The sequence below is a fragment of the Flavobacterium sp. W22_SRS_FK3 genome (assembly GCF_052113665.1).
GTDB lineage: Bacteria > Bacteroidota > Bacteroidia > Flavobacteriales > Flavobacteriaceae > Flavobacterium.
Genome location: NZ_JBGQOF010000011.1, coordinates 107430 through 131227, shown reverse-complemented (window position 1 = coordinate 131227; position 23798 = coordinate 107430). Strand labels below are relative to the sequence as shown.

The window sequence follows — 23798 nt, the reverse complement described above, 5'->3', positions numbered from 1 at the left end:
CTGAACTCAAAAAGATATAAATTTGAAAAAAAATCTTTTGAAAAAATATTTAATACAATTTAAGCCCTTTCTACTTTTTATAGTGACTTTTTTTTTCGCTTACATTGTACTGACTTTACTTTATAAACTTTATTTAAATAGTTTTGAAACGAACGATGTAGATGGAGTTACAAATATTGTGGGTCGAAATGTTGAACAGGTAATACAGTTGTTTAACTGTGACATTAGAATTCAGAAAAATCAGTTGAATCCTTATTTAGAAGTCTGGTATAATGAAAAATTTACAGTTCGAATTGTAGAAGGCTGTAATGCGATAAGTGTTATTATTCTATTTATTTCTTTTGTAATTGCTTTTTCCGGTAAATTTAAAACTACCATTTCTTATATTTTGTTAGGGAGTCTTTTTATTTATATTTTAAATGTAATTCGAATTGCATTATTAACCGTTTTATTATACCGTTTTCCAGAAAAAGCACACATTTTACATGGAGTCCTGTTTCCTTTAATAATTTACGGATTGGTTTTTATATTATGGATATTTTGGATTAATAGATTTTCAAAATATGCTAAATAAAATATTTGAACATAAAGTTAAAATTCTTATCACAATAGTAGTTGTGCTGTGTTTGGGATTGGTAAGGGCGTTTGAGAACCAATTGTTTTATGATCCTTTTTTAGATTATTTTGAGTCAGATTTTAAGAATTTGCCAATTCCTGAATTTGATGTTTTAAAGCTTTTTTTCGGACTTTTTTTTCGTTATTTGTTAAATACTATTTTATCACTAATACTTATTTACAATTTGTTTCGGGTTCCTGGGATTTTAAAATTCACTACTTTTATATATGTTTTTTTTCTAGTGATGTTGTTTGTAATGTTTTTTATAATTCTAAATTATTTTCCTGAGTCAAATTGGCTGCTTTTTTACGTGAGAAGATTTATCATTCAGCCCATATTAGTGTTGCTGTTTATACCGGCATTTTATTATCAGGGGCAAAATCTCAAAAAATAACATTTTATTAGATTTTGTAAAAACTTTTTAAATACTTTTGCAGTATGAATTTAAAGAAATGCACAGGATTATTTTTAGCGTTCCTATTGTTGGTTTCCAACATTGGGTTTGCTTTTGATGTGCATTATTGCGGAGGAAAAATAGCTTCTGTTTCATTAAATGCCTCTTTTTCAGTATCTCCTGAAAGAAAATGCTGCGAAGCCAAAGAAAAAAAATCTTCTTGTTGTAAAGACAAAGTAGTTCATTTTGAAAAAAAATCAGATGATGCTACTCTTAAGATTTTCTTTTTTCAGATTGCTTTTCCGGCAATAATTCAGGAACTTCAACCCATTGCTTTTTTATCAATTCCAAATTTCAAAAGCAATCAAATCCTTTCGTATTATGCTGATGCGAATGCACCTCCTTTATATCAACTACACCAGCAATATATTTTTTACGCCTGATTTTAATGTTTAGAATCAAGTCAGTTACGACTTGTGCTTTACTGTTTTTTGTTTTTTAATGTTAAACGAAAAAACAGAATTATCTAAATAATTAAAATCATTTTTTATGCAAAAAAATATCATGCTTTTTGTGATGTTTTTACTTTCTGTTTCTGTGTTTTCGCAAGAAGATCTGGAGGAAGTGAAAATTACAAAAAAGAAAAAAGGACTTAAAAAATCCTATACGCTTACTGCCAATACTACTGTAATTACAAGCAAGGAATTGCTAAAAGCAGCCTGTTGTAACCTTGCAGAAAGCTTTGAAACCAATCCGTCAATAGATGTCAATTTTTCTGATGCTTTAACAGGGACAAAACAGATAAAAATGTTGGGTTTAACTAGCCCATATCTAATGATTACTGAGGAAAATATTCCTTCCGTACGTGGGGCTTCTCAGGCTTATGGTTTGTCATTTACACCTGGAACCTGGATAGAAAGTGTTCAGATTACAAAGGGAGCCGGAAGTGTTATCAATGGTTACGAAAGTATTTCGGGACAAATAAATACAGAACTTTTAAAACCTTTAAGCGACATTCCGTTTTTTCTGAATGCTTATGGTTCTACCGATTCCCGTTTTGAATTGAATACACATTTCAATAAAAAATTATCTGATAAATGGGCAACAAGTCTGTTTCTGCACGGAAATACTCGTGTGGCAAAAAATGATATGAACGATGACGGATTTTTGGATAATCCGTTAGGGAAACAAATTAATGTTTTAAACAGATATCAATATTATAATGCGGAAAAAGGTTTGGTTAGTTTTATCAATTTCAGATATATGAATGATCAAAAGCAGACCGGAGAAGTTGATTTCGATAAACATACAAATCGAGGAACAACCAATCATTGGGGCTCAGAAATCAATACTGAACGTTTTGATGTTTCGACAAAAATTGGTTACGTTTTTCCAGACATGCCATATCAAAGTATTGGTTTTCAAAATGCTTTTAATAGTCATAATCAAAATTCTTATTTTGGTTTAAACCAATACGATATTAAACAGAATAGTTTTTATTCGAATTTAATTTTCAATTCGATTATCAATAATACGATGCATAAATTTACAACCGGCCTAAATTTTACTTACGATCAATATCAGGAATTTGTGAATGTAAATGATTACAGTAGAATCGATAATTCGGTTGGGGCATTTTTTGAATATACATATGATAATACAGATAATTTTAGTGTAATTTTAGGAGGAAGAATCGATAATCATAACCGATTAGGTTTTTTTGTAACACCTCGTTTACATGTGCGATACAACCCGTGGAAAAATGGCGTTCTTCGTTTTTCTGCAGGCAGAGGAAAACGTTCGGCTAATATTTTTGCAGAGAATCAACAGCTTTTTGCGAGCTCAAAAACTTTTTCCATTTTAGATCATAACGGAAAAATTTATGGACTAAATCCTGAAATTGCATGGAATTATGGCTTGAGTTTTTCTCAGAAATTTAAACTTTTCAATAAAAATGCCGAAGCAGGTTTTGATATCTACAGAACTGATTTTCAAAATCAGGCCATTGTCGATTTAATGCAAAGTCCTCAGGAAGTTTTGTTATATAATTTAAAAGGAAATTCATTTGCAAATAGTTTGCAGGTGGAGTTTAATTATGAGTTAATTCATAATCTGAATTTAAGAACAGCATATAAATATTATGACATTCAAACGGATTATTTAAGAGGCACTTTTCAGAGACCAATGCAGGCAAAACATCGTTTTTTAGGAAATCTTGAATACGAAACCAATTTGAACGGAGACAAACAATGGAAATTCGATTATACACTTAATTGGTCAGGGCAACAACAATTACCTTACACGGCATCAAATCCTGCAGTAGATCAGTTTTCTGAGTTTTCACCTTCTTATGCAGTTATGAATGTTCAGGTCACCAGAGTTTTTTCTCCCGTTTTGGAAGTGTATATAGGAGGAGAGAATATAAGTAATTATAAACAGGAAAAAGCAATTTTAGGTTCAGATGATCCATTTGGCCCTAATTTTGATGCTTCTGTTGCATATGCTCCCATTTTTGGACAAATGTATTATGCAGGGTTAAGATTTAAAATAAAATAATTGCAATATCAAATTCAAAAATCAATTACAATAACACTAATATTTAATAAAATGAACAAAATAATTTTAATAGCACTAATGGCTTTTTTAGGATTTTCAGCTCAGGCTCAAACTAAAAAAAATAAGAATTTAAAATATACTACAGAAGTTAACGGAAATTGTGAGCAATGTAAAAAACGTATCGAAAAAGCGGCTTTTAGTGTTCCGGGTGTAAAAACCGCAAATTGGGACGTTAGCTCACACCAGCTTACAGTTATTTTAAATGAGGAAAAGTCATCAACAGCAGATCTGAATAAGGCGGTTGCAAAGGTAGGTCATGATACAAAAGAAGTAAAAGCATCTCAGGAAGATTATGATAATTTGCATACTTGCTGTAAGTATGAAAGACAATAATTAAGGAGCCCAGGTTTAAAAAAAAGCCTGGGCTTTTTTAATAGTTAATTTATCTTTAAAATACCGTATTTTATTGTAGTTAAATTAAATTATTGTTACTTTCACACACTTATAAATGTAACCAAGCCCCATATGAATAATTTTGACTGGACTCAATTAATAAACCCTGAATTTTACATCACATTAAGTATTGGTGGCTTTCAAATTGGTTTATTTATTGTTTTATTTATAGTTTTTGCAGAAACAGGATTGTTTGCCGGTTTTTTTCTGCCTGGTGACAGTCTGCTTTTTCTAGCGGGGATTTACAGTCGGGAACTGATAGAAAATATGGTTTTTATTTCTAATGATTTCCTAAATGTCTTTATACTATCTTTTTTGGTTGCTATAATGGGGGTTTTTGGTAATATGACAGGATACTGGTTTGGTGCCAAAAGTGGTTATTATTTATTTAAAAAAGAAGATACATTTTGGTTTAAAAAGAAATACCTCTTACAATCGAAGGATTTCTTCGAAAAGTATGGAGGTAAGGCTATCATTTATGCAAGGTTTTTACCAATTTTCAGAACATTCGCTCCCATTATAGCGGGTATAGTTTCTATGGATAAAAAGAAATTTATGTTCTATAATGTTTTGAGTTCTTTTTTATGGTCTTTTATACTAATCTTTTCGGGTCATTATTTATACGGCGTGTTTTTAAAACAAGGAATTGATTTGAAACACCACATTGAATATATCATTATTATCATTGTGATTATTTCTACATTCCCTGTTCTATTGAAACTTTTAAAAAAAAGACCAATTGAGAAAATCTAATTTTTAGTTTAATAAAAATTAGATATTTCCAAAAAGATTAAAAATAGATCTTGCAAAACGCGAATTGTTTTTTTCTTCTACAGTTTCATAACATGAGAAGCCTAAAATAATTTTAATCCCTGGAGGAATACTGTTTAAAACATCTCTTTTCTGTTCGTCTAAAAGCAATTTTAAACTTGAAGTTACTTCAGTATTATACTTCAAATAAGAAATAATAAGTAAAGCAGAGAAATTTAAAACCTCACGTGCTGTTTCACTTTTAATGCCAACTTCATTCGAAATCATTTCGGTAATTCTCGCTCTTTTAGTTGTGAAAATTTTTTCTAAAAGGTGATTGCCTTCCAGTTTGTAATTATCATCCACAGATAATATTCGGGAAGAAGCAAAATCGACTTCCTTATAAAAAATAGTGTTTTGGACGAAATTAGTCATTTCTTTTAATGTCTTCTCATCAAAATTGTTGTAATATCCCATTAAAACAGTTCCTAACGATACGTCTATAGCCTTAATTAATAAGGCATCATTTTCGTAATAAAATTTGTTCAGTTTGGATATTACATTGGAAGAGATAAAACGGCGTAGTTCAATTTGTAGATTTGGGGTCATAATTGTATACTGGATTAATTAATAATTGCTTCAAATAAATGATTAAGGGTGGTATTTTATCATTTATAGTGATAAAAATATAAAATAAATTAACATATCCAAAAAATAAGTTAAAAATTTTATTTTATCTCTTTTGTAATTTAATTAACAAAAATTGATATAATCAATAACTATAGTATCTGGTTATCAAAATAAAGTAATAATTTTTTATTTTTTATTTTATTTTTATTTTTTAAAAAATAAGAAAAAGCTTAAGCGTAAATTGTGGACTAAAACAATAATTCTCTATTTTGCCAGATTATATTAATAAATATACCTAAATAAATTACGCATAATAAAAAATTTATAAAACTTGAGGCTAGAAAACCAATTAATGAGCCTGTTGCTGCTTTTAATGCTCTTTTATGGTTTTTTGAATCATATATGATTTCCCCTATAAAAGCTCCTGCAAAAGGGCCAATAATCACTCCAAGAGGAATTGGAGCCAAAATACCAACTATTAAGCCAATGTTGGTTCCCCAGATGCCATAAGAGCTGCCTCCAAAGCGTTTAGTTCCTTTAGCCGGAATTATGTAGTCTAAAATTGTGACGAAAATCATGATTATAAAAGTGATACTCAGAATCCAGTAGTTGTTTTCGACTGCTTTTGCTAAATAAAGTAATAATAATCCAATCCAACAACTTGATAAACCCGGTAAAATGGGTAAAAAGCTACCCAAGATTCCAATAATCATGCATATAAAACCAAGTAATATCAATAGTAAATCCATAATATTTTTTTGTAATTTTGAGTGTATCAACTTTTGCAGCAATTAAAAAAATGAAATTTCTCCAATTAATATTGCTTTATTTTTTGATTTTTTCTGTTTGTGACAGTCAGGCACAAGCTGGAAAATTTTCTATAGACGATAAGCTGTTACAAGACAGCATTTATAAAAGTAATAAGAAAAAAGTTTCTAATTTCTCTATGAAAGAATTTGACTCACTTTTTTTTGATTTTTTTAATAAAAAAAATGACCCTAAAGTTATTTTGACTAAAACCGAATTTTATAATTACACAGTTCAAATCGCCACATTTTCAGACAGACTTGCGGCATTGTATCCTGAACAAAAAGAGGTTGCAGCTCAAAACAAAGAAAAGTGGCTGTCAGAAAACTATGAAGAATATTTACAATACAAAGCTTCCCAAAAAAAATAATTGTATTTTTACATTTAAACACTAATTTCAATTCAACATCAAGATCTTGAAGCATTTTTTCCTTTTTTTAATTTTTATATTTTTCAATTCTTGTCAATATTTTGACAAGCAGGTTCCGTCTGAAAAAGAATTACTTCAAAAAGAGTTAAAATCAATTAACTGGAAAGAAGTCGATGAATACCCATCGGTTGCAGATTGTGAGAAAATCAGCGATAAAAAGCAACGTCAACAATGTTTTTTCGAAATCATGTCACAGCTTATTCAGGAAAAATTAGACATAGATACATTATCCGTTTTATATCCCGAATTAGATACTATAGAAGTCAAAGTAACTGTTTTTCCTAACTCAACTTTAAAATTTGAGCCACAGTTTCCGAAAGATTCAGTAACATACGATACCATCAGAATGGACAGTATCCTTCGTGCAAGATTAATTGATTTTCCAAGAGTAAATCCTGCTATAAAACGAGGAATTCCGGTAAAAACACAATTTATTTTACCTGTAATTCTTAAGGAAAAAGAAATAAAATAAATTAGAAAATTTTTCAGGAGCCATTTCCTGCTGTCCGCTGTATCTTTTTATTTTTAAAGAAAAAACAAAAAGGATGTCGCTTCCATCAGGGCTAGGCACTAAAATACAACAGAAATTATATTTTAAATCGACGTTCTTTCCATTCATAAGAGCCAAACAAACTGTACAATGCCACAGCCGAACTAAAAAAAGGATAAAATAAACTGCTTAATAGCAAATGTTTTATTCTGGCTTTTGTCAAAAATTGATTGGTAATATAAAGAAGTACAAAATCTATAGCAAATTTTAAAACGGCATACAAAACCAAAAGCGCGGATGACCAAATTCCAAAAAGAAAAAACACAAAACCAATTACAAAACTCAGGTTTACAAAAAAAACAATCAATCCTAAAATCTTTCCAAAATTACTTTGATACGAACTTGTTTTTGCCGCCCAGCGTACTCTCTGATAAAATAAAGATTTCCAATTTTCTGTAGGTTTGGTAATCACAATAGCTTCTTTAGCTTTTAAATAATGAACTTCATCAGGAAATAAATTGAAAGCTTTTTGCAGTAAAAACACATCGTCGCCACTGGCAATTTTATCGTTTCCTTCAAATCCGTTTACTTTTTCGAATAATGATTTTGTATAGGCAAAATTAGCTCCGTTGCACATAAAAGCTTTATTAAGTCCAAAACTTCCAATTGTAGCACCTTGCAAACTTGTCAAATCTAATTGTTGAAAATAATCTAAAAATGAGCTTTCACAGGCATATGAAACAGCACCAGCTAACATTGAAACCTGCTTTTCCTGTATATAATTATCGAATGTCAAAAGCCAGTTTTCAGGCACAATACAGTCTGCATCAGTAGTAATAACCCAATTGGTTTTTACGTGTTGCATTGCTGTAGAAATAGCATCTTTTTTAGGGGAATCAGAAATCCGAAGGTTATCCATTATAGAAACTTGGAATTTGGGATTTAAAATTTGGAATTTCTGTATTGAACTATCATCCACCAAAATCACTTCAAATAAATCAGTCGGATAATTTAGATTTGAAAAGCTTTCTAAAAGCTTCGGTAAATTTTCAGCTTCATTCCGAAACGGAACAATAATGGTAAAACTCGTTTGTTGAGTTAAATTCGTCTTTTGATATTTTTTTACTTTGGTAAAACCATAAATAAGCAAGCTAATACTTACGACGTAAATATTCAATATTAAGAATAAAACCAAACTCATGCTATTGCCGTTTTTGGTTTAAAATTCAATACATAATAGCTGCCTAAAATAACGGGTAAAACTACATTTAAAAACCACATTAGTGTACTGATAAAAACCACAATCCATTCGTTTACCCCTAAAATTCCGAAGAAATAAATAGCAACACTTCCTTTTACGGCAAAATCTAAAAACTGAAATGTGGGCAATGATGAAGCCAAAAAGTAAACAACGGCAATTGTTGAAATCAATGTCAGATAAGGCAAATCAACATTAAAAGCCAAAAACAAGAAGTAATATTGGTGCGAGAAAACGAGATAACGTAAAATCCCTAAAACAATATTTTTTTGATGAATTGGTTTGGGAATTGTATTGATCTTTTCAATTAATTTCTCAATAGAATATCCCTTTATTTTTATCTTTTTTAAGAAGAAAGAAAACAGAAAAATGAAAACTGCGATGCCGATTATTCCTAAAAACCATTTCGAATGCCCGATAATTAAAATACCAATAGTTCCAAAAACAACAGTTAAAACCATCTGGATTCCATTGCAGATTAAATTCAGAAAAACAACATTTTTCGTTTCTGATTTTTGAAAGTAAAGTGCTTTTCCGGCATATTCTCCAACTCCGTTTGGTGTAAAAATTCCGGCGGTTAAAGCAGCCAAAACCTGTTTCGTAGCTTCGCCTAAAGATATTGGATAAATGACTCGGGCTAAATTCTGCCATTTCAAAATCTCAAAATACCGATTCATTACACTCAAAAGCAAAATAAAGCCAATACCCAAAACCGACTTATTTTTATGAAAAACCGTTATAAATTTTTGCCAGTCCAGTTTATCATTATTCGCCAATTGATTATAAATAAAATAAAATGCACCACCTACAATCAAAAGTTTGACCAGAAGAACAAGGAATTGTTTAGCTTTGTGAGGAATTGAAATCATGGTGCAAAGTAAAGGAAAAACTATTACACAAAGTCATGCGAAGGTCCACAGAGTTTCGTAAAGATTTAAATTATTATAGTCAGAAATAAAAACTTTGTGAATCTTTGAGTTTTATTCTTGAATCTTCGTGAAATAAAAAATGACAAAAGAACGAATCATATTAGGTATTGACCCCGGAACAACAATCATGGGTTTTGGATTGATTAAAGTTACCAATAAAAAAATGGAGTTTTTGCAGCTTAACGAATTGCAATTGTCCAAATATGACAACCATTACCAAAAATTAAAAATCATTTTTGAGCGTACCATCGAATTAATTGAGACACACCATCCTGACGAAATTGCGATCGAAGCACCTTTTTTTGGTAAAAATGTGCAGTCAATGCTGAAGTTAGGTCGTGCGCAAGGTGTTGCCATGGCAGCCGGACTTTCAAGAGATATTCCAATTACGGAGTACGAGCCTAAAAAGATAAAAATGGCGATTACCGGAAACGGAAATGCCAGTAAAGAACAAGTGGCCAAAATGCTCCAACAGCTTTTAAGTTTAAAAGAATTACCTAAAAATCTCGATTCAACTGATGGTTTGGCGGCTGCAGTATGTCATTTTTTTAATTCGGGGAAAATTGTGGCAGGAAAAAGTTATTCCGGATGGGATGCTTTTGTAAAACAAAATGAGGAACGAGTTAAAAAATGAGTTAATGTGCCAATTTGATAATTCTGTAGACAACTAATAAATCATCTAATTGACACTCTCTCTAATTATCTAATTAAAAATGTCAGGAATCTACATTCACATCCCATTCTGCAAACAGGCTTGCCACTATTGCGACTTTCATTTTTCGACTTCGATGAAAAAGAAAGATGATATGGTTTTGGCTTTGGCCAAAGAAATTGGTATGCGTAAAAATGAGTTTGAAAATGATGTTGTAGAAACTATATACTTTGGTGGAGGAACACCTTCTGTTTTGAGTAATGACGAAATTAACTTTTTAATTGCTGAAGTTTATAAAAATTATAAAGTTTCTGAAAATCCCGAAATTACGCTCGAAGCCAATCCTGACGATTTATCTTCAGAACGAATTTTAGAATTATCTAAAAGTCCAATAAATCGTCTGAGCATCGGAATTCAGTCTTTTTATGAAGAAGATCTGAAAATAATGAATCGCGCTCATAATTCGGCGGAAGCCAAAAAATGTTTAGAAGAAGCGATTAAATATTTCGATAATATTTCACTCGATTTAATTTATGGAATTCCGGGATTAACTGATGAAATGTGGAAACAAAATATTGACACAGCCTTGAGTTTTGATATTCCTCATATTTCCAGTTATGCTTTGACCGTCGAGCCTAAAACAGCTTTAAAAAAATTGATTGATACCGGGAAAATTGCTGAACCGCAAGACGAAGTGGCTTCGAATCATTTTATGATTTTGGTAGAAACACTTCAAAAAAACGGTTTTATTCACTACGAATTATCCAATTTTGGGAAAGAGAATTACTTTTCTAAAAATAATTCAGCCTATTGGCTGGGAAAAAAATATATCGGAATTGGTCCTTCGGCACATAGTTATGATGGTAAAAAAAGAGGATGGAATATTGCCAATAATACACTTTACATAAAATCGATTCAGGAAGATGTTTTGCCGATCGAAACCGAAATTTTATCAAAGTCTGATCGTTATAATGAATACATTATGACAGGCTTAAGAACAATTTGGGGCGTTTCATTGGACAGAATTGAAAAAGAATTTGGTTTGGATTATTTGAATTACCTTCTAAAACAGAGTGAGAAATTCTTGAGTGACAAGCTAGTTTCCATTGAAAATAACATCCTAAAACCAACCGCAAAAGGAAAATTTTTGACCGATGGAATAGCAAGTGATCTCTTTTACTTAAATTTGGAAGAATAAAAACCTTACGGTTAAAAAAATATGTTAGCAAAAATCAACAACTTCGAAATTGACTTATCAAAACCAATTGATATTTCTATTCCATTAACGAATACTGATGAAAACCCGATTGCCTGGTACATCGAAAAACCGGTTATTGAACCTGTAGTTTTTGGTGATTGGATTGGGAAAGTTTCTGAAGGAAAATCATCCACAAACTTCAATACTATTTCCTTTAATCCTCACGGACATGGTACTCATACAGAATGTCTTGGGCATATTACAAATGATTTTTACAGTATTAATCAGTCTTTAAAACAGTTTTTCTTTTTTGCCAGATTGATTACTATAGAACCTGAAAAAATGGGCGATGATTTGGTGATTACTAAAAAGCAGGTTTCAGCTTTAGTAAGTGAAAAAACAGAAGCAATAATAATTAGGACACTTCCCAACCAAAAAGATAAAAAGTCTAGAAAATATTCGAATACAAATCCTCCTTATTTGTCTGAAGAAGCGGCGATTTTCATCCGCGAAAGCGAAATTCAGCATTTATTAATTGATCTTCCAAGTGTTGACAAAGAACATGACGGAGGAAAATTATTGGCACACAAAGCTTTCTGGAACGTGAAAGACACGCACAACATAAATAGCGAGGCCCGTTTTGAAGCCACAATTACAGAAATGATTTTTGTGCCCGAAGAAATTGAAGATGGAGATTATCTCTTAAATTTACAAATTGCTTCTTTTGAAAATGATGCAAGTCCGAGCAAACCTGTTTTATATGCTATCGTAAAATTTTCATAATTAATTTATCAATTTAAATTTGTAGTTTTATAATTACTAATGTGTAATTATTTTACATTGAAAGCAGCTACCAAAAAACATTTAAAGCGAACAAATGATTATGCACTTTTTGCAGTTTTATTTTTTATGCTTTTTTCTTTGAGTTTTACAAAATTATTTGGCCAGAATAAAACAGAAAAAGACACTGTAAATTTTATTTATTATCCAGATAAAATCATGATTAGGGCAAACGTAAGCACGCAAAATGATGCTTATTTATTGACAAATAATAACGGTCCAAATCTGGATCTGGAAACTAATAATAGTTACAAACTATTTTTAAGTATCGACTATAAATTTATCGGTTTTAGTTATGGTTTTTATCCTAAATTTTTTGGAGGAAATAACGATGAAGATTTAAAAGGAAAATCTTCTGTTTCAGATTATAATTTTCGTTTCTTCTTAGGCAGATGGCTTCAAACGGTTAATTACAGTAAAACGAAAGGATATTATGTATCGAACATGTCTGAATTTAATCCGGATTGGGTGGAGGGAAAAGATCCGTATCTTCAGTTTCCTGATTTTAAAACGGTACAATACGCAATGTCGACATCTTACCTTTTTAATCCAAAATTCTCTCTAAAAAGTATAACTTCATTTACAGAATGGCAAAAAAAGAGTGCCGGAAGTTTTGTCCCGTCTCTAATTTACAGTTATAATAAAATTACTTCCAGATCAGATGATCTTGACGGGAAACAAAAAGAGTTTGATATTCGATTGTCTGTAGGTTATTATTATAATTTTATCATTCATAAAAACTTTTATATTGCACCGCATTTATCCCCTTCGATTGGAGTCAAATTTTTAAATGATAAAAGTATTGATTCAGGTGTTGGAAGTATTGAAAAAGAAAGTTATTTTACAAGAAATATTGAAGGCGGGATAAAAATAGGTTATAACAATGAACGCATTCTTTTTGGGGCAAGTTTAAATTTTGACGGCAGTTCTTATAATCAGGATAAAACAACGGTTATTACCAATGATAAAGTTTATGGATTATTGTATTTTGGATATCGATTTGATGCCCCGGGTTTTATTGCAAAACCAGTTGAGAAAATAGATGATAAAATTAAAATGTAATCAATACTGATCCTGTTAAAAATTAGATCTCTATTAAAATGTATCACGAATAATGAATCAAATTACCGTTTCGACTGATAAAACAAAACTTAACATTCCGTTTATACAAAACTTTTTAAAAGATGTTTATTGGGCAGCTGGGCGAACGATAAAGGAAGTACAAACTACAATTGACGCCTCGGTTTGTTTTGGAATCTATTTAAATGACGATCAGATCGGTTTTGCCCGTGTGATTACAGATTATGTTGTTTTTGGATATGTGATGGATGTTTTTATTACCGAAAAACAACGCGGAAAAGGGTATTCGTCTGTTTTAATTAAAAATGTGATGAACGAACCGCTTTTAAAAGATATTAAAATTTGGAGATTAGCGACTACAGATGCACATTTTTTATATGAAAAATTTGGTTTTAAACCCTTAGAAAATCCTGAAAAAATGATGGAAAAGAAATGATGAAAACAGCTATTAAATTAGAAGAATTAGGATTATTTGTTCTAGGAATCTATTTGTTTAATCTACTAGATTATCAATGGTGGTGGTTTTTGGTTTTGATTCTGGGACCGGATTGTTCGATGCTGGGATATGCCATAAATAATAAAACCGGAGCTTTTTTGTACAATGCATTTCATCATAAAGGAATTGCGGTTTTGCTTTACTTAACGGGCTGTTATTTACAAATTGAATTAGTGCAGCTTATTGGTGTTATTTTATTGGCTCATTCTGCAATGGATCGCATTTTTGGTTATGGATTGAAATATAAAAAGGGTTTCAAATACACTCATTTGGGTGAAATTGGTAAATAAAAAATGATATGAATTTAGAAACGTTTTACGAATATTGTCTTTATAAAAAAGGCACAACAGAACATTTCCCTTTTGATGAGGATACATTGGTTTTTAAAGTTGGCGGAAAAATATTTGCTTTATCTTCCTTGTCACAATGGGAAAAGAACGAACAGGCGGTCAATTTAAAATGTGATCCTGAACGTGCGCAGGAATTGAGAGCTGAATATGATGAGATCAAACCGGGCTTTCATATGAGCAAAGTACATTGGAATACTATTGCTTTAAACGGAAATCTATCAACAGCTTTAGTTAAAGAACTTATCGATCATTCGTATGAATTGGTTTTCAAAAGTTTGACAAGGAAAATTCAGAATGAAATTATTGAATTAGAAAATTAGGCATTACATTTGTACTATTACGACAACAAAACTTAGCAATTCATCACCCATGAAAGAACAATTTAAAAAATTTCTAAACGAAGAACAAGATCCTAAAGCGATTGAAAAAATCACTTCAAAACTCAATGATTTATTGATGAAAGGTGAAGAAATTGGATATATTGCCGTTCAAAAAAAACCGGCAATTACTGTTTTTCCTGATAGTATTGTATTAACAAACAAACGAATCATTATTTGTCAACCTAAAAATTTAGGTCTTTCAATGGATTTTACAGATTATACCTGGGATAATGTTGCGGGTGCTTTTGTAAAAGAAAATATTTTAGGTTCAGAATTCTCATTTAATACGAATACTGATTTATCAATTTCGATTGATTATATTCCGAAAATCCAGGCTCGAAAAATATATACTTACGCAAAAGAGCAATTGGATTTGATTAAAAATCCTGTTGTGATTTCTGCTCCAACTATAGAAACTGCTCTTCCTGAAGAAGAATCTTCAGAACCTGAAATTGAAGAAATTGAAACAGAAGAAGTAACTAATTTTGCTGAAATTATGCCGGCAACAACTCCGTCTTATACGGAAACTTTTGAACCAATTCAGCAAACTCAGCCCTTAACTGGAGAGCGCAAGTTAAGCGAATTGTCTAAAGAGGAACTTTTTGATAAATTACAGAATTATAAAAAATTATTAGATAATGGTTTAATTCTTCAGGGAGAATATGACACTTATAAAAAAGAAATTTTAAGTTATATGTAATAAAAATCCGAAGTTTATAGCTTCGGATTTTTTTATTTTAAATTTTAGAGATTACCATTCATTTACTTTATTGGCATCCATTTTCAAGAATATAAAAAGTAAAATGGTGAAACCCCACAAACCTGAACCGCCATAAGAAAAGAAAGGAAGTGGAACTCCAATTGTTGGAAAAATACCGATTACCATGGCAATGTTCACAAAGAAATGAATGAATAAAATTCCCGCAACACAATATCCGTATACTCTGCTGAATTTTGTTTTTTGTCTTTCAGCTAAATAAATCACTCTCAAGAATAATCCGACAAATAAACTGATAACGATAAACGAACCTGCAAAACCCCATTCCTCACCAACTGTTGTAAATATATAATCAGTATGCTGTTCCGGTACAAAGCCACCTTTTGTTTGTGTTCCTTCTAAAAAACCTTTTCCCAGCCAGCCACCGGCTCCAATAGCAATTTCCGATTGATTAGTATTATATCCAATGCCTTTCATATCAACAGTTTTACCAAGTAAAATATTAAAACGATCTCTATGATGCTGCTTGAATACATGTTCAAAAACATAATCAACTGAAAAAACAAAAGCAGAAATAATTACCAGAAGTATACTACTCAAAATAATATTTCGGTCGACTGCCCTACCTTTAAAATATAGTATTGCCAATACAGCTACTGCTAATAAAATAACCACATAAGGTTCTAAAACGAGTGTCAAAACAAATAGCAGTATTGTTATAAATCCAGTCCACACATACCATGAAGGCAGGCCTTCACGATATAAAACAATAATGAAGATACTGTAAATTAAAGCACTTCCGGGATCTGGTTGAGGCAAAATCAAAAGTACAGGTAGAAATATGATTGCAAGCGCCTGAATCTGACGATTAGTTTCTTTAAGATTAATTTGAGTATCACTTAAATATTTGGCCAATGCTAATGAAGTTGCAGCCTTTGCAAATTCTGAAGGCTGAAGCGTAAAACTCCCTATAGCATACCAGCATCTTTGTCCAGCAATTGTTTTTCCAAAGAGAAACAATCCCGCTAATGATAATAAAGAAACGCCAAAAATGATACTGGCGTATTTTTCATAGAATTTTCCATCAACAAATAAAACGATGAGAATTAATGGGATTGTACAACAAATGAATATAAATTGTTTTTCATAAGTGCCCTCTGTAGAAGATAAAGAAGAGGAGTATATATTTAACCACCCCAGAATTACCAGTACACTATAGATAATTACACTTATCCAGTCAATATTATTTTTTACACTTTGATTTTTCATTTGAAATAATCCGTATTAATTTTCTTTTGTAGTGTCTACTGTAGTTTTTTTAATTTCTGTTTTGGGTATTTCTGTTTTTGGAGTAATAATCTTAGCCTTCAAAATAGAATCTTTAGGTGTTGATTCTATTAAACTTGCTTCTGTCATCCCTCCTAATTTTGCATATTCACCCTTTAAACTTTTGTTTAAAACCCTAACTTCTAAATCGGTTCTTGAAATTTTCTTTTTCAGGTATTTTTCAATCATTAAACTGGCAATAGGTCCCGCAACTGTAGCTCCAAATCCACCATTTTCAATCATAATGGCAATGGCAATTTTTGGATTATCCTTTGGTGCAAAAGCTACGAAAATAGAGTGATCTTTGAGTTTTTCTCTTTTACCATTTATTTTTGCATAATTTTCAGCTGTACCGGTTTTTCCACAAATATCAATACCAGGAACATTTAATCCATGAGCAGTACCAAGATTATATACATCAAATAGACCGCTGATAACAGGTGGGAAATATTTTTTATCTATGGTTGTTACATGTTTAGTAGTAAACTTTGCATCAATCTTTTTGCCTTCTATTTTTTTGATGATATGTGGTGTATAGTAATAACCCTGGTTAGCAACAGTTGCCATCATATTTGCCAGTTGAATTGGCGTCATTAAAACTTCTCCCTGACCAATTGCATTTGATACAATTGTAGTGCTTCGCCAGCCTCCATTTGGATATATTTTTTTATATGTTTTTGAAGTAGGGATATTTCCTCTTTTTCCTGTTGGCAAGTCATAACCCATAAACTGACCAAGTCCAAAGCTCTTTACATGATTACTCCAAACATCTACAGCCTTCGCTGGATTATTGTATTTATTTATAGTTAACATGTATGATTGAGCAAAATAAGTATTGCACGAATTGTAAATTCCATTATGTAATTGATGAGGTCCAAAACCGTGACATTTCATAAAACGTCCTCTACCATAGCTAAAACCATGGTGACACATAAAAGTAGTCTGTTCATCGATTACACCTTCTTGCAACGCAACCAGACCTGTTAAAATTTTGAAAGGAGAACCCGGAGGATACTCAGCTAAAAGCCCTCTGTCATAAAGTGGTTTTGCAATAGAATCATGATATAAAAGAGTGTAGTTTTTAGAACGCTGTCTTCCTACTAAAATTCCGGGATCATAAGAAGGCGCCGTTACCAAAGCTAAAATTTCTCCTGTTTGAGGTTCAATTGCTACAATACCTCCTCGTTTATTGATCATTAATTCTTCGCCATATTTTTGAAGTGCAGCATCAATAGTTAAATTAATATCTTCTCCTTGTACGGCAATAGTATCATATTTGCCATCCTTATAAGAACCAATTTCCCGGTTATATTTATCTTTCTGAATGTATTTTACACCTTTTATTCCGCGTAGAACTTCTTCATAACTTTGTTCAACACCTTGCATTCCAATTAAATCACCGCTATTGTAATATGGGTTTTTTGCAATCAGTCTTTCGTTTACTTGCGTAATAAAACCAAAAATATTAGCACCATAATCTACCTCATAATCACGAAGAGAACGTTTTTGAAAATAAAAGCCCTCATATTTCCTGATTTTTTCCTGAAAAGCGGCAAATTCTGTCTTATTAAGTTGTGATAAAAAAACAGAAGGTAATCTTGGGCTATAAACCTTTGCTTTTGCTAGTCGTTTGTCGTAATCTTCTTTTGTAATTTTTAATAATTCGCAGAATTCTGTAATATTAAGGTCTTTTTTAATATCCCTTGGGATTACCATTATGTCATAAGAAGATTGATTTGCAACAAGAAGTTTTCCATATCTGTCGTAAATATATCCGCGTTCAGGATAATCATATTTTATTTTAATAGCATTATTTTCTGATTTCAATTTGAAAGAATCATCAATAACCTGTAAATAAAATATCCTGATCACTAGCAAAGATGCTGCAATAATAATTAAAGTGGGCAGCAGGACTTTTCTCATCGTTTATTCGGCTTAATAAGATATATGATTATTATAGAAATGAGTATTGTAAAAACGGTACTAAATAGAGTTCTTAGTAAAATATCCCAAATGAATTTAAATTGAAAAGCTTCCAGAATAAATAAGACTATATGATGTAGTAAAACGGAAACGAGAATGAATGAAAAACGTTCAGGTGTTAAAGATTCGTTCAGTTTTATAGTTTGATATTCATAGCTTAATCCGAAAGAAAACTTAAAAATGTAAGGCCTGTAATAGGCTAAAATCAGGCAGGCTGCTGAATGAATACCTCCTGAATTACAAAACATATCCATTGTAAAACCCAATAAAAAGCTGGAAATTATTAAACCGGATCGATTACTGTTTACAGGATATAAAATAATATAGAGAACATATGGAAAAGGACTAATGTATCCTAAGAAATTCATATTATTAAAAATAACAATCTGAATCGCCAGCAACATAATAAATCGAAAAATATTGACTAACAATGCGCTATTCATCCTTTTCCTTTTTTTCTAAATTAATAAGTTCTTCTCTGTTCTTACTCTTGATAATATAGACGTGTCCTAAATTAGTCATGTCGTTAAATAATTTAACATCAATGGTATAGAATGTAGTTTTTGTGTCTGTATAAATTTTATAAACAGTACCTATGTTTATATTTTCAGGAAAAATTACAGATTGTCCTCCAGTAACGATAGTATCCCCTTTTCTAACTGAAGCCAATCTCGGAACATCGGTTAATTGAACATAACCTGTACTTTTTCCATTCCACGTAAGTGAACCAAAGTGATTTGACTTTTTTATTTTTGCATTAATCTGAGATTTCATATTCAAAATACTAACTACAGTAGAATAATTAGGTGAGATGTTGTCTACGATACCAATAATTCCTAAACTGTTAATTACTCCCATGTCTTGTTTAACACCTTCTTTAGTCCCGGAGTTTAAAGTAATGTAGTTTTCGTGCGTACTGTATGAGTTATGAATTACTTTAGAAACAATAATATCAGCAGGTTTTACTCCTTTAAGGCTATCAATCATTGGCTTTTTGGTAGTATCTTCTATGTTAAATAAAAGACTTTTTAATCTTGCGTTTTCAAGTACCAGTTCGTCATTTTGGGTTCTCAAATTCAAATACTCATTAACGTTGCTTATTTTTTCATAAACCCCGCCGCTAATAAAGTTAGCAGAACTGATTATTCTGCTTCTGTGAAAAGAGTGAGATTGGATTGTGAGTGCCAACGAAATACCTAAAAGCAGCAAAAACAGCAATCGATTACTGTTTCTTATAATGAAATTAAAAATTTGCTGCATTTCTTGTTTGGTTATTTTGTTTCAGGATATGCTTTTGGACTTCAAATTTACAAGAGTCAAACCATTAAATTTGACTCTTATAAAAATATTTTTATTGTTATTTTGAATCTTATTTAATTAAGATGCTTTTGAATTTTGCGATGTTTTTAAGCGCCATTCCAGTCCCGCGAACAACAGCCCTTAACGGATCTTCAGCAATATAAACTGGTAAATCTGTTTTTTGTGAAATACGTTTGTCAAGCCCTCTTAACATCGATCCGCCACCAGCTAAATAAATACCGGTATTGTAAATGTCTGCTGCTAATTCGGGAGGAGTTTGTGATAAAGTTTCCATTACAGCATCTTCAATACGTTGAATTGATTTGTCTAATGCTTTGGCTATTTCTCTGTACGATACATCTACTTGTTTTGGTTTACCTGTAAGCAAATCTCTACCCTGAACGGACATATCTTCAGGAGGACCATCTAAATCTTCGATAGCAGCTCCAATTTGAATTTTTATTTTCTCTGCAGTACTTTCTCCCACAAAAAGGTTGTGTTGGGTACGCATATAATAAACAATATCATTTGTAAATACGTCACCTGCAATTTTTACAGACTTGTCACAAACAATTCCACCTAATGCGATAACGGCAATTTCAGTTGTGCCACCTCCAATATCAACAATCATGTTTCCTTTTGGCTGCATGATATCTATACCAATACCAATTGCTGCTGCCATCGGTTCATGGATCAAATAAACTTCTTTTCCATTTACTCTTTCACAAGATTCTTTTACCGCTCTCATTTCCACCTCAGTAATGCCAGAAGGAATACAAACTACCATGCGCAAAGCTGGAGTAAACATTCTTTTCTTTAATGCTGGTATGCTTTTAATGAACATATTGATCATTTTTTCTGAAGCATCAAAATCGGCAATTACACCATCCTTCAAAGGCCTTATGGTCTTGATGTTTTCATGTGTTTTACCTTGCATCATGTTGGCTTCTTTACCAACAGCGATGATTTTCCCTGATACTCTATCACGCGCTACGATAGAGGGGCTGTCAATAACAACTTTATCATTGTGTATGATTAAAGTGTTTGCGGTACCAAGGTCTATCGCAATATCCTCGGTCATGAAATCAAAAAATCCCATAAGTTTTTTAGGGGTTTAAAATGTTATAAAATTATTTATCGAACAAAGTTAAACAAATTAATGTTTAAAATGACGTGTTCCTGTAAATACCATTGCAAGATTATTTTCGTTACAATAATTTATGCTTAATTCATCTTTTATTGAACCCCCTGGCTGAATTACTGCCGTTATTCCTGCTTTTTTGGCTAATTCTACACAATCCGGAAATGGAAAAAATGCATCGCTGGCCATAGAAGCTCCGGTTAAATCAAAGCCAAAAGCTTTTGCTTTATCAACTGCTTGTACTAAAGCATCAACTCTTGAAGTCTGACCTGTTCCTGAGGAAATTAATGTTCCGTTTTTTGCAAAAACAATTGTATTTGATTTTGTGTTCTTGCAAATTTTTGAAGCAAATATTAAATCTTCGATCTCTTGGGCTGTAGGTTCTGTAATTGTAACGGTTTTTAAATGCTCTTTAGTATCCGTAATATTATTTCTTTCCTGAATTAACAAACCGTTAAGACATGTTCTTACTTGTTTTGAAGGTAATTCAACTTCATTTTGAACTAATATAATTCTGTTTTTCTTTTCTTGTAAAACAGCAATTGCTTCGTCATCATAACTTGGAGCTATTACAACTTCACAGAATAATTTATTGATTTCCTGTGCTGTAGTCAAATCAATTTTGGTATTTGCAATTAAAACACCACCAAATGCTGATGTGGGATCGCAAGCCAAAGCTGCTAAATAAGCCTCGCTGATTGTTTTTCTGGATGCTAAACCACAAGCATTATTGTGCTTTAAAATAGCAAATGTTGGTCCGTCAGTTTTAAATTCATTAATTAAGTTTACTGCAGCGTCAACATCTAATAAGTTGTTGTATGACAATTCTTTTCCATGAACTTTTTTAAACATTGCATCAAAATCACCAAAGAAAAATCCTTTTTGATGAGGGTTTTCGCCATATCTCAAAACCTGACCATCTGCAATACTTTCTTTGTATATTGTTTCGTCAGTATTAAAATAATTAAAAATTGCTCCATCATAATGAGAAGAAACGTGAAATGCTTTAGTAGCAAGCAATCTTCTGTTCTCAAGAGTTGTTGCTCCGTTTTGTTCTGTAATTAAATCTAAAAGTAAACTATATTCGTTTACGGAAGCTACAATTACAGTGTCTTTGAAGTTTTTCGCACCTGCCCGGATTAATGAAATTCCGCCAATATCAATTTTCTCAATAATATCTTGTTCGCTTGCACCAGAAGCAACTGTTTTTTCAAACGGATACAAATCAACAATTACTAAATCAATCTGTGGAATATCAAATTCTTTCATTTGCTGAACATCACTTTCGTTATCCTGACGATTTAAAATTCCGCCAAAAATTTTCGGGTGTAACGTTTTTACTCTTCCACCAAGAATTTCCGGGAAAGAAGTAATATCTTCAACAGGAACCACAGGAATACCAAGGTTTTTAATGAAATCTTCGGTTCCTCCAGTTGAATAAAGTGTAACGTTTTGTTCGTGTAATTTTCTAACGATAGGCTCTAATCCATCTTTCGAAAAAACAGATATTAAAGCTGATTGTATTGTTTTAGTTGTGCTCATTGTGTAGTTATAATTTTCAGACTGCAAAAGTAGTTTTTTTTGATAATATATTTAAAGGAATTCTTGTAACATTATATTAAAAAAAACTACTGATGAGTTAGTTACCTTTTATTAGGTTTTTGATTTAAATTTATTGAATTTTACTTTATCGAAAAAAACGAAAATATGCTACTTTATCTTAGGTTATTAAAAGAAAGTCTGGGCTTTGCAATTAATGCTTTACGAAATAATAAATTGAGAACTTTATTGTCATTGTTAGGCGTGACCATTGGTATTTTTTCAATCATTGCTGTACTTGCCGCTGTTGATTCTCTGGATAGAAAAATTTCTAAAGATTTGAGCAGTTTAGATAAAAATACGATTTATTTAATGAAATATTGCTTTGGTCCTTCAGAAATTCCACAATGGAAAAGAGAACAGTTTCCAAATGTTAAATATGACGAGTATGTCAATTTAAAAAACTCATTGAATAATACTGAGCAGGTGGGATATCAGTTATTTGTAAATAGAGAAAGTTTAAAATACGATTCAAAAACTGTTGCAGATGTAAATATGGTTCCTTCTTCGTTTGAAATGGTTGATATTGACGGATTAAGTTTTGATAAAGGAAGATTTTATAACGAATCTGAATCAAATTCAGGAACTCCTGTAATTGTTTTAGGTTATGATATTGCTAACGGGCTTTTTGGAGATAGTGATCCTATTGGAAAAAATATTCGTTTGTATGGACAGCGTTTTACGGTTATTGGTGTAATGGTAAAACAAGGAGCAGGTTTTTTTGGTGACAGTAATGATACTTCAGTTTATTTTCCGGCTAATTTTTTACGTCGTATGTATGGAGATAGTGATGCAATGACTCCCGTAATTGTTTTAAAACCTGTAAAAGGAATTGATATGGATGCTTATAAAGCCGAAGTGGCACAAAAACTCAGAGCAATTCGTGGCATGAAAGCAGGGGAGATGGATAATTTTTTTATCAATGTGCTTTCCGGATTTACCGATTTCATTGATGGAATTTTAGGACAGATGAATGTGGTAGGATGGATTATTAGCGGATTTTCTCTCTTAGTGGGAGGTTTCGGAATTGCGAATATTATGTTCGTATCTGTAAAAGAAAGAACGAATTTAATTGGAATTCAGAAATCACTTGGAGCCAAAAACCGATTTATTTTATTTCAGTTTTTATTCGAAGCTATAATTCTTTCTGTAATTGGCGGAATTATTGGTTTACTAATGGTTTGGGGAATTGCACTTATTCTAACAAAAGCGCTCGATTTTGAATTTGTTTTAAGCTTTGGAAATATAATTTTAGGAACTACTCTGGCTGCCCTTATTGGATTAATTTCAGGGATTTTACCGGCAATTTCAGCTGCAAATTTAGATCCGGTTGAAGCTATTAGAACAGGAATGTAGTTCTTTTGAATATTAAAAGGGTCAGATTAGAAAAAGCTTCTGAGTTTGTGATTAATTTCAATAGTAA

The 23798-nt window shown here is 31.5% G+C and carries 27 protein-coding genes; 17 read left to right on the top strand and 10 right to left on the bottom strand.

The genetic code is table 11. From position 1 onward, the window contains the following. Window positions 1-37 precede the first annotated feature (37 nt). From xrtF to ACEN2I_RS12690, 6 genes are all read left to right on the top strand, one after another. Window positions 38-574: an exosortase family protein XrtF gene (gene xrtF / locus ACEN2I_RS12715; protein WP_441766478.1), complete on the top strand. Its 537-nt coding sequence runs from the start codon at window positions 38-40 to the stop codon at window positions 572-574. Further along, on the top strand, window positions 564-1010 hold the full coding sequence (locus tag ACEN2I_RS12710) for an exosortase F system-associated membrane protein (RefSeq protein WP_441766477.1): 447 nt from the start codon (window positions 564-566) through the stop codon (window positions 1008-1010). Before xrtF ends, ACEN2I_RS12710 begins: the two co-directional genes overlap by 11 nt. A gap of 44 nt (window positions 1011-1054) precedes the next feature. Beyond that, entirely contained in the window at window positions 1055-1453 is a 399-nt protein-coding gene (locus tag ACEN2I_RS12705) for an HYC_CC_PP family protein (protein ID WP_441766476.1), read from the top strand. Window positions 1454-1559: 106 nt separating this feature from the next. Then, window positions 1560-3566, top strand: a complete 2007-nt coding sequence (locus ACEN2I_RS12700; RefSeq protein ID WP_441766475.1) for a TonB-dependent receptor plug domain-containing protein — start codon at window positions 1560-1562, stop codon at window positions 3564-3566. A gap of 51 nt (window positions 3567-3617) precedes the next feature. After that, entirely contained in the window at window positions 3618-3959 is a 342-nt protein-coding gene (locus ACEN2I_RS12695) for a heavy-metal-associated domain-containing protein (protein WP_441766474.1), read from the top strand. 132 nt (window positions 3960-4091) lie between these two features. After that, window positions 4092-4772: a DedA family protein gene (locus ACEN2I_RS12690; protein WP_441766473.1), complete on the top strand. Its 681-nt coding sequence runs from the start codon at window positions 4092-4094 to the stop codon at window positions 4770-4772. A gap of 18 nt (window positions 4773-4790) precedes the next feature. Here the strand turns inward: ACEN2I_RS12690 and ACEN2I_RS12685 are convergent, their stop codons facing one another. Together ACEN2I_RS12685 and ACEN2I_RS12680 are read right to left on the bottom strand one after the other, a co-directional pair. Further along, on the bottom strand, window positions 4791-5378 hold the full coding sequence (locus ACEN2I_RS12685; RefSeq protein ID WP_441766472.1) for a DUF937 domain-containing protein: 588 nt from the start codon (window positions 5376-5378) through the stop codon (window positions 4791-4793). A gap of 269 nt (window positions 5379-5647) precedes the next feature. Next, the gene (locus tag ACEN2I_RS12680) at window positions 5648-6148 is read right to left on the bottom strand and encodes a DUF456 domain-containing protein (RefSeq protein ID WP_441766471.1); all 501 of its coding nucleotides are present in this window, start codon (window positions 6146-6148) and stop codon (window positions 5648-5650) included. Between the two features lie 50 nt (window positions 6149-6198). On the opposite strand from ACEN2I_RS12680, the gene ACEN2I_RS12675 reads away from it, so the two are divergent. Beyond that, the gene (locus ACEN2I_RS12675) at window positions 6199-6576 is read left to right on the top strand and encodes a hypothetical protein (protein ID WP_441766470.1); all 378 of its coding nucleotides are present in this window, start codon (window positions 6199-6201) and stop codon (window positions 6574-6576) included. Window positions 6577-6622: 46 nt separating this feature from the next. Beyond that, window positions 6623-7108: a hypothetical protein gene (locus tag ACEN2I_RS12670; protein WP_441766469.1), complete on the top strand. Its 486-nt coding sequence runs from the start codon at window positions 6623-6625 to the stop codon at window positions 7106-7108. 115 nt (window positions 7109-7223) lie between these two features. Here ACEN2I_RS12670 and ACEN2I_RS12665 read toward each other — a convergent pair whose 3' ends face one another. Continuing rightward, window positions 7224-8327: a glycosyltransferase family 2 protein gene (locus tag ACEN2I_RS12665; protein WP_441766468.1), complete on the bottom strand. Its 1104-nt coding sequence runs from the start codon at window positions 8325-8327 to the stop codon at window positions 7224-7226. Then, window positions 8324-9253: a hypothetical protein gene (locus ACEN2I_RS12660; RefSeq protein ID WP_441766467.1), complete on the bottom strand. Its 930-nt coding sequence runs from the start codon at window positions 9251-9253 to the stop codon at window positions 8324-8326. The genes ACEN2I_RS12665 and ACEN2I_RS12660 overlap by 4 nt, the downstream gene beginning before the upstream one ends. A 139-nt stretch (window positions 9254-9392) precedes the next feature. Here ACEN2I_RS12660 and ruvC point away from each other — a divergent pair, with 139 nt between their 5' ends. From ruvC to ACEN2I_RS12620, 8 genes are all read left to right on the top strand, one after another. Continuing rightward, window positions 9393-9947, top strand: coding sequence for a crossover junction endodeoxyribonuclease RuvC (gene ruvC / locus ACEN2I_RS12655; RefSeq protein WP_441766466.1), 555 nt, complete (start codon window positions 9393-9395; stop codon window positions 9945-9947). A 79-nt stretch (window positions 9948-10026) separates the two neighbouring features. Next, window positions 10027-11163 (top strand): radical SAM family heme chaperone HemW, encoded by a 1137-nt coding sequence (gene hemW, locus ACEN2I_RS12650; protein WP_441766465.1) that lies wholly within the window; start codon window positions 10027-10029, stop codon window positions 11161-11163. A 21-nt stretch (window positions 11164-11184) separates the two neighbouring features. Beyond that, a complete protein-coding gene (locus tag ACEN2I_RS12645; protein ID WP_441766464.1) occupies window positions 11185-11946 on the top strand; it encodes a cyclase family protein in 762 nt (253 codons plus the stop codon). Between the two features lie 39 nt (window positions 11947-11985). Further along, complete coding sequence (locus ACEN2I_RS12640) at window positions 11986-13065, top strand: DUF4421 family protein (RefSeq protein ID WP_441766463.1); 1080 nt, start codon at window positions 11986-11988, stop codon at window positions 13063-13065. 52 nt (window positions 13066-13117) lie between these two features. Then, window positions 13118-13519 (top strand): GNAT family N-acetyltransferase, encoded by a 402-nt coding sequence (locus tag ACEN2I_RS12635; RefSeq protein ID WP_441766462.1) that lies wholly within the window; start codon window positions 13118-13120, stop codon window positions 13517-13519. Then, the gene (locus ACEN2I_RS12630) at window positions 13519-13869 is read left to right on the top strand and encodes a DUF4260 domain-containing protein (protein ID WP_441766509.1); all 351 of its coding nucleotides are present in this window, start codon (window positions 13519-13521) and stop codon (window positions 13867-13869) included. The genes ACEN2I_RS12635 and ACEN2I_RS12630 overlap by 1 nt, the downstream gene beginning before the upstream one ends. Window positions 13870-13877: 8 nt before the next feature. Further along, entirely contained in the window at window positions 13878-14249 is a 372-nt protein-coding gene (locus ACEN2I_RS12625) for an MmcQ/YjbR family DNA-binding protein (RefSeq protein WP_441766461.1), read from the top strand. A gap of 49 nt (window positions 14250-14298) precedes the next feature. After that, the gene (locus ACEN2I_RS12620) at window positions 14299-15009 is read left to right on the top strand and encodes a PH domain-containing protein (RefSeq protein WP_441766460.1); all 711 of its coding nucleotides are present in this window, start codon (window positions 14299-14301) and stop codon (window positions 15007-15009) included. A gap of 51 nt (window positions 15010-15060) precedes the next feature. Here ACEN2I_RS12620 and rodA read toward each other — a convergent pair whose 3' ends face one another. The 6 genes from rodA to purH form a co-directional block, all read right to left on the bottom strand. Further along, window positions 15061-16296: a rod shape-determining protein RodA gene (gene rodA / locus ACEN2I_RS12615; protein ID WP_441766459.1), complete on the bottom strand. Its 1236-nt coding sequence runs from the start codon at window positions 16294-16296 to the stop codon at window positions 15061-15063. A gap of 15 nt (window positions 16297-16311) precedes the next feature. Further along, window positions 16312-18276: a penicillin-binding protein 2 gene (mrdA, locus tag ACEN2I_RS12610; protein WP_441766458.1), complete on the bottom strand. Its 1965-nt coding sequence runs from the start codon at window positions 18274-18276 to the stop codon at window positions 16312-16314. After that, window positions 18273-18779, bottom strand: coding sequence for a rod shape-determining protein MreD (locus ACEN2I_RS12605; protein ID WP_441766457.1), 507 nt, complete (start codon window positions 18777-18779; stop codon window positions 18273-18275). Before ACEN2I_RS12605 ends, mrdA begins: the two co-directional genes overlap by 4 nt. After that, the gene (gene mreC, locus ACEN2I_RS12600; RefSeq protein WP_441766456.1) at window positions 18772-19596 is read right to left on the bottom strand and encodes a rod shape-determining protein MreC; all 825 of its coding nucleotides are present in this window, start codon (window positions 19594-19596) and stop codon (window positions 18772-18774) included. The genes ACEN2I_RS12605 and mreC overlap by 8 nt, the downstream gene beginning before the upstream one ends. 109 nt (window positions 19597-19705) lie before the next feature. Further along, window positions 19706-20734, bottom strand: a complete 1029-nt coding sequence (locus tag ACEN2I_RS12595; RefSeq protein ID WP_008466528.1) for a rod shape-determining protein — start codon at window positions 20732-20734, stop codon at window positions 19706-19708. A 57-nt stretch (window positions 20735-20791) separates the two neighbouring features. Then, window positions 20792-22318 (bottom strand): bifunctional phosphoribosylaminoimidazolecarboxamide formyltransferase/IMP cyclohydrolase, encoded by a 1527-nt coding sequence (gene purH / locus ACEN2I_RS12590; protein ID WP_441766455.1) that lies wholly within the window; start codon window positions 22316-22318, stop codon window positions 20792-20794. Window positions 22319-22483: 165 nt separating this feature from the next. On the opposite strand from purH, the gene ACEN2I_RS12585 reads away from it, so the two are divergent. Beyond that, window positions 22484-23731, top strand: coding sequence for an ABC transporter permease (locus tag ACEN2I_RS12585; protein WP_441766454.1), 1248 nt, complete (start codon window positions 22484-22486; stop codon window positions 23729-23731). Window positions 23732-23798 lie beyond the last annotated feature (67 nt).

Bases quoted from the DNA above. Each gene is read 5' to 3' on its own strand.
- hemW (WP_441766465.1), top strand. From the start codon at position 10,027: ATGTCAGGAATCTACATTCACATCCCATTCTGCAAACAGGCTTGCCAC.
- ruvC (WP_441766466.1), top strand. From the start codon at position 9,393: ATGACAAAAGAACGAATCATATTAGGTATTGACCCCGGAACAACAATC.
- ACEN2I_RS12710 (WP_441766477.1), top strand. From the start codon at position 564: ATGCTAAATAAAATATTTGAACATAAAGTTAAAATTCTTATCACAATA.
- ACEN2I_RS12675 (WP_441766470.1), top strand. From the start codon at position 6,199: ATGAAATTTCTCCAATTAATATTGCTTTATTTTTTGATTTTTTCTGTT.
- ACEN2I_RS12700 (WP_441766475.1), top strand. From the start codon at position 1,560: ATGCAAAAAAATATCATGCTTTTTGTGATGTTTTTACTTTCTGTTTCT.
- mreC (WP_441766456.1), bottom strand. From the start codon at position 19,596: ATGCAGCAAATTTTTAATTTCATTATAAGAAACAGTAATCGATTGCTG.
- ACEN2I_RS12665 (WP_441766468.1), bottom strand. From the start codon at position 8,327: ATGAGTTTGGTTTTATTCTTAATATTGAATATTTACGTCGTAAGTATT.
- ACEN2I_RS12660 (WP_441766467.1), bottom strand. From the start codon at position 9,253: ATGATTTCAATTCCTCACAAAGCTAAACAATTCCTTGTTCTTCTGGTC.
- ACEN2I_RS12585 (WP_441766454.1), top strand. From the start codon at position 22,484: ATGCTACTTTATCTTAGGTTATTAAAAGAAAGTCTGGGCTTTGCAATT.
- ACEN2I_RS12690 (WP_441766473.1), top strand. From the start codon at position 4,092: ATGAATAATTTTGACTGGACTCAATTAATAAACCCTGAATTTTACATC.
- rodA (WP_441766459.1), bottom strand. From the start codon at position 16,296: ATGAAAAATCAAAGTGTAAAAAATAATATTGACTGGATAAGTGTAATT.
- ACEN2I_RS12640 (WP_441766463.1), top strand. From the start codon at position 11,986: ATGTGTAATTATTTTACATTGAAAGCAGCTACCAAAAAACATTTAAAG.
- mrdA (WP_441766458.1), bottom strand. From the start codon at position 18,276: ATGAGAAAAGTCCTGCTGCCCACTTTAATTATTATTGCAGCATCTTTG.
- ACEN2I_RS12685 (WP_441766472.1), bottom strand. From the start codon at position 5,378: ATGACCCCAAATCTACAAATTGAACTACGCCGTTTTATCTCTTCCAAT.
- ACEN2I_RS12680 (WP_441766471.1), bottom strand. From the start codon at position 6,148: ATGGATTTACTATTGATATTACTTGGTTTTATATGCATGATTATTGGA.
- ACEN2I_RS12705 (WP_441766476.1), top strand. From the start codon at position 1,055: ATGAATTTAAAGAAATGCACAGGATTATTTTTAGCGTTCCTATTGTTG.
- ACEN2I_RS12630 (WP_441766509.1), top strand. From the start codon at position 13,519: ATGAAAACAGCTATTAAATTAGAAGAATTAGGATTATTTGTTCTAGGA.
- ACEN2I_RS12595 (WP_008466528.1), bottom strand. From the start codon at position 20,734: ATGGGATTTTTTGATTTCATGACCGAGGATATTGCGATAGACCTTGGT.
- ACEN2I_RS12605 (WP_441766457.1), bottom strand. From the start codon at position 18,779: ATGAATAGCGCATTGTTAGTCAATATTTTTCGATTTATTATGTTGCTG.
- ACEN2I_RS12625 (WP_441766461.1), top strand. From the start codon at position 13,878: ATGAATTTAGAAACGTTTTACGAATATTGTCTTTATAAAAAAGGCACA.
- ACEN2I_RS12645 (WP_441766464.1), top strand. From the start codon at position 11,185: ATGTTAGCAAAAATCAACAACTTCGAAATTGACTTATCAAAACCAATT.
- ACEN2I_RS12620 (WP_441766460.1), top strand. From the start codon at position 14,299: ATGAAAGAACAATTTAAAAAATTTCTAAACGAAGAACAAGATCCTAAA.
- ACEN2I_RS12635 (WP_441766462.1), top strand. From the start codon at position 13,118: ATGAATCAAATTACCGTTTCGACTGATAAAACAAAACTTAACATTCCG.
- ACEN2I_RS12695 (WP_441766474.1), top strand. From the start codon at position 3,618: ATGAACAAAATAATTTTAATAGCACTAATGGCTTTTTTAGGATTTTCA.
- purH (WP_441766455.1), bottom strand. From the start codon at position 22,318: ATGAGCACAACTAAAACAATACAATCAGCTTTAATATCTGTTTTTTCG.